Genomic DNA, 5,266 nt, shown 5'->3' on the forward strand with positions numbered 1-5,266 from the left:
GTCCCAATATGGGATTTTATCCGCCGGAAGATTTGGATGGTTGATCAAAAAAGCAGCAATTTTCCGGGCCTGGTCCAAATAGTTTTTGTCTTTTGTAAAACGGTACATCATGGTATAACCGTACAGCCCCCATCCCTGACCACGCGCCCAGGCAGAAGAATCTGCCAGTCCCTGCCAGGTTATTTTTTTAATAATCTGGCCTGTTTTCAAATCATAGTCTACCAGGTGATATGAACTATTATCGGCTCTAAAATGTGTTTTTAAAGTAGTATTCGCATGGCTTATTGCTATTTCTTTAAATCTCTTATCACCCCCATTGTCGCTTACCCAGCACAGCATTTCCAGGTTCATCATATTATCGATAATAACAGGGCATTTCAACAACTCATTACTGTCCCAGCTCTGAATCGATTTAATAGATGGGCGATAACGGGTCGCCAATGACATTGCCGAGGTATCGATGGTCGCTTTATCTTCTGCTTTATGAAAAAGGCGATAAGCATTCCCAAAACTGCAATACATCATAAAACCTAAATCATGATTTCCCAGATAATGTTTTTCTTTCTCTAGAATGGCCAGGCGTTTTTCGGCTTCTACCTTTATCTCCGGATTTTTGGTATACTCGTATATATAAAGGAGAGAACCCGGGTAAAAGCCACTGCACCACCACTTTGTATCGCTGGTTACAACCTTGCCAGTGATAGGGTTAAATGTTCTGGGCATCTCACCTGATGCAATATTATGCTTTAATACCCCATACTGCTCTACAGCAAAATGAAATTGCTGGTCGATAAGCACGCTCATTTTTTGCTTTTTTTGTGCAAAAAGCGAACCGCTTGCCATTAATAAAATAAAAATAATTTTTTTCATAGTCTTGGTTTAATCAATGATTTTTTGATATCTCGTCGTTTTAAGTTTCTTCAACAATCATTGTGCAACCACCTCTGGCCAGTAAATCCAGTTTTAACTTAGAAGCCGAAGTTACTTTCATCTTTTCTATCTTCACATGAGTCGGCGTTTTCACTTTTTCTCCTCCATCCGTGTAAATCGTTACCAGATATTTTTTTGATGGATCCAGGAAACCGAACGAAAAGTCGATAGTACGCCTATCATTATTGGTCATACAGCCTACAAACCATTTTGTGCCACTACGGCGTGCAATTGAAATAGATTCTCCTATGCTTCCGCTCAAAACCTTAGTGTCATCCCAAACCGTTGGCAGTTGGTCAAAAAACTCCAGTTCTGGAACATCCAATACATCAGACGGACTATCATACCAATACAAAAACTGTAACGGACTATAAAATACARCAGAAGTCGCCAACTGATGCCCTGGAGTATTTTTTAATAAACGATTTTCATTCATGGTGTTTGGCTTAAACTCCTTTCGGGCAAAATAACATACCGTACAATCTGCCGGACCGCAAAGAAAACGGGTAAAAGGAAGCGAAGTATTATTGTTTGCATCCGGAAATTCTTCATTTCCGCGCACGCCTTCCTGGGTTAGCAGATTAGGATATGTCCGGCTAAAGCCTGTTGGGCGGTATTCATCATGGATATCAACCATCATATTGTATCTGGCACATTTTACCACAGCCTCGTGCAACCAAGTTGTCCACCTGTAACTCCCAACACTAACAAATCCAAATTTAATTCCTGCAATACCCCACGATTTATAAAGCGGGAGGATTTCGTCAAGATGATCGGTAAGCGCCCTTTGGTTGACATATACCCAAACGCCAATACCTTTGGATTTTGCATATTTGGTTACCTCTTCCAGATTCAGATCATTCGCCAGGGAACGATCGGGATCTACATGTTTATAATCTAACGGATCTGAGCCCTTAAGTGTTTCGGCGCCATACCACCCCGCATCAAAATGGATATATTGCAATTTTCGCTTTTCGGCAAAATCAACGGCAGCTTTGGCATCCTTCGTGGTGAGTCCTACACGAATAATCTTTCCCGGTTTGATCCAAGCGGTATTTTTGATTTTTGACTCTGGATTTAAATTCAGGTAAATATCATTATTGGCTAATAAATCAGTAGGTTTTTCGGCAACCATAATTACTTTCCAGGGCATTTCAAGCGTCGCAAATTCCTCTACGGTATCATACATCGAACTGCGGATGATATTTTCTTCACCTTTGTCAACCCTGAATTTGGTCCGGGAAAAGTTCGTTAAAGCAGCTTCTCCCAATGCCCCATAAAGCCCATTGCTAAATTTTAAGGTCAAAGGCCGTTCTGCCTCCTCTTTCCAATCTTTAACTGGCATCAGTTCTACAACCCCTTGTGCCGAATAAGTAAGATAACAAAAAGTCTTTTCAGGAACCCGAAAGGTAGTTTGATCGGCGCTGATTTTCATAAAATCTCCACCTCTACCATATCCTGTTGCATTTTCACGCTCGGCAAACACATATCTAAAAGCGATTCCCTCATTATAGGCACGAACGATAACATGCAATTTGCTGCTTTTCCCTTCTTGCTTCACAAAGAATATGGTTTGATTATAATTATCGTGTATCTCCGAGCGTTCGCCATAAACCGGATTCCAAATCTCATTACTTGTCGTTTTTTCTTCCTTTTCTATAGTAAACCCATTATCCCAGCCGTTTACACCCATATTGGAGTTTAAGATAACCGGAGCTCCTTTATAGGAGATACTATAGATCAATTCACCTTTGGCGGTTGGAGAATCAGCTGTCCGAATACTCAGCTTCAATTTGCCGTTGGGCGAAACAACTGTATAAACATCTGCAGCAAGAGATTGATGTGCAAACAGCGCCATTAGGGCTATTATAAAAAACGTCGTTTTTTTCATTTTTTTTTATTTAAAAATTATTTTCCTTGTAAATCACTACCATTAATCTTATAGACATTTCAAAACAGTTCCGGATCATTAGGTATATAAATACCACTTCTTATACCGTAAGAGCGCTTCGAGATAATAATAATCAGCATGCAAGACTGCGTTTTTTATCCATTTTTAGTTTTTTTTATTATTGAATAAGTGCAGTTATTTTTCTGATAGGTCTGCCTGTGTTATGTCCGGATCTTTTATTTATCAACTCGTTACTACTGTCCTTTTCTTCAATTAAAATTTAAAATTTGCATTATCTCATTTTAACAGGTTATCTTCATTCTTCCTACCAAACTCTTATTTTCTGCTTTCCGGTCTGTAATATCTCAAACGGTCCGGGTGAAGGATTTAGCCTGTTGCGGGCATTCCCTAAATAATCAGCATCAATTTTCAGCGGAGTGCCATCCACATTTTCAAATGGAAGATTTGGAATAACTGCTTTACCCAGTGTCTCTGTTGAGGCCATTTTTCTTTTTTGCTGGAGCAGCCAATTTTTGTCCAGGGCAATTTCCAGGTACATTTTATTCCATTCGGGAATCAGCTTTGCCCCAGCGTCAAAATTTTCATTTACTATAAAATTCTTTTCCACAACGTCTTTAACCGGCATGTTTTTAATCTTTTCTAACACTTCGTCGCTTACATGACCATATTTTATTTCTTTATTACCCAAAATCGCCCTTACTGATCCTTTTGTATAGACATTACCATCGAAGATTACCGGTAGTATATTTTTCTTATAAAGGCTTGCGTCTGCTCCGCTCACAAATAAATTATTAATGAATCGAATATCGCCTGCCGGGTTATCATGCAATGCTTCAACATAAGTGGAATGTGGTTTGTGATAAGGAGTTAAGCGAGGGTCATAAGGTTTAACGTCGATATTACCTGCAAACAGGTTGTGTACAAATGCAACTCCGTTTGAGATCATGAGTAAATTTTCTTTGGAAAGAAAAATATTATTGCTTAGGAGCGTTGGTCCATGATTTACCTCTAAATAAATATCCAGGCCGTTGTCATGCAACAGATTATTTTTTACCTGCGCACCCTGCGCCATCCAGTCGAACCAGATCCCCATATTGGTTTTATAAATATGGTTGTTACGGATCTGCACATCCACTCCACCATGAAATTTAATAGCTCCCATTTCCGCACCACTAAACAATTTTCGTACATGGATATCATGGATCGTATTACCCTCCACAACGCTGAAGGCACAACCCATACTGCCAACAATGCCGGTTTGCTCGCAATAGGCGACCGTATTATTGCGCACCAGATGTCCGCCTACTGTGCCCTTGTTCCATCCAAAATTTAATGCCCTGTTGATCGTACCTACATATCCCTCTGCCGATTCGGTACCTTTATTGTCAAAAGCATCACCATACTTACCTAGCGATATACCCACAGATTTCGAATATTGGACCGTGTTATTTTCAATGATCCAGCCTTTACTCCAGTTGGTACCGATCAATCCCATTTGTTCTGCTGTTGGCGGTGCCCAATTGGTGGCAGCCTGTTCCATCGTAAAGCCACTAACAGTTATGAAATTGATAAACGGTCTGTCCGGGTAAAAAACCTTTTGGCGTACATTGATCTCGACCATTTCTTTATTGGGATTCACGTTTTTAAACTGTGCCCAAATAGTGGTGGTCGTGGAATCAACATCTGCCCACCAGAGCGCATTTTTTTCCTCGGCAGCTTTCATGACATTGTCTCTGGTTAATGCTTCCATCAACCAATCACCATTGAGATACACTGCTCCGGTACGGAACTTGCTCTCTTTGGGCGGCCAATACCAGTCACCATGGATTAAATCCTTGTATGGATTAAATTTTCCGAAGAAGCCATTCGGAATTTTTACCACCCAGGTATCATTCTCTGTTTTTTGCCAGCCCTTTATTACCTCGGATCCTTTGATCTCTACTTTCTCTCCCTTGGCTGCCCGATAGGTAATCCGTTCGGTTTCTGAATTACCACCGCGGGGCGGGGTAATCTGTTCGCGATAAATTCCTGTGTGAACGGTAATTACATCCCCGGGCATGGCTGTATTTGCGGCTGCAGAAATGGTTTTAAATGGCTTGACCAAACTCCCTCCATTTGTATCACTGCCACTTATTGATACGTGATATTCTTTATGGCGGGTTTTACCGGTTTGCCCGAACACACTATAACCCGCCAGGCAAAACAATACAATTTGAAATACTTTTCTCATACAAATAATTTAAATTGTGATTAATCTCAATTGATTTTTTTAAGTTTAATGGCAGATAAACTTGCTTTTTCTCTATCCCCACCTAATAATGATACTGACAAAGTATATTTTCCGGGATGCTCAAACTTCATCCAGCCCATGGGATACCAAGAATAAACTGGAGAAGAATTTTGTTGGTTTTGAACAATCGCCCC

The 5,266-nt window shown here is 40.3% G+C and carries 3 protein-coding genes; all 3 read right to left on the minus strand.

The window, feature by feature from the left end:
• Positions 1–870, minus strand: an 870-nt coding sequence (locus AC1DPQ_RS16640; protein WP_477610287.1) for a glucuronyl hydrolase, incomplete at its 3' end; no start/stop codon positions are given.
• A 40-nt stretch (positions 871–910) separates the two neighbouring features.
• A complete protein-coding gene (locus tag AC1DPQ_RS16645; RefSeq protein WP_477610288.1) occupies positions 911–2,821 on the minus strand; it encodes a glycoside hydrolase family 97 protein in 1,911 nt (636 codons plus the stop codon).
• Positions 2,822–3,146: 325 nt separating this feature from the next.
• Complete coding sequence (locus tag AC1DPQ_RS16650; RefSeq protein ID WP_477610289.1) at positions 3,147–5,072, minus strand: right-handed parallel beta-helix repeat-containing protein; 1,926 nt, start codon at positions 5,070–5,072, stop codon at positions 3,147–3,149.
• Between the last annotated feature and the right edge of the window lie 194 nt (positions 5,073–5,266).

This window comes from Pedobacter sp. 01T416_2 (assembly GCF_056398925.1).

Coding starts and splice junctions, on each gene's coding strand:
- AC1DPQ_RS16650 (WP_477610289.1), bottom strand. CDS start 5,072: ATGAGAAAAGTATTTCAAATTGTATTGTTTTGCCTGGCGGGTTATAGT.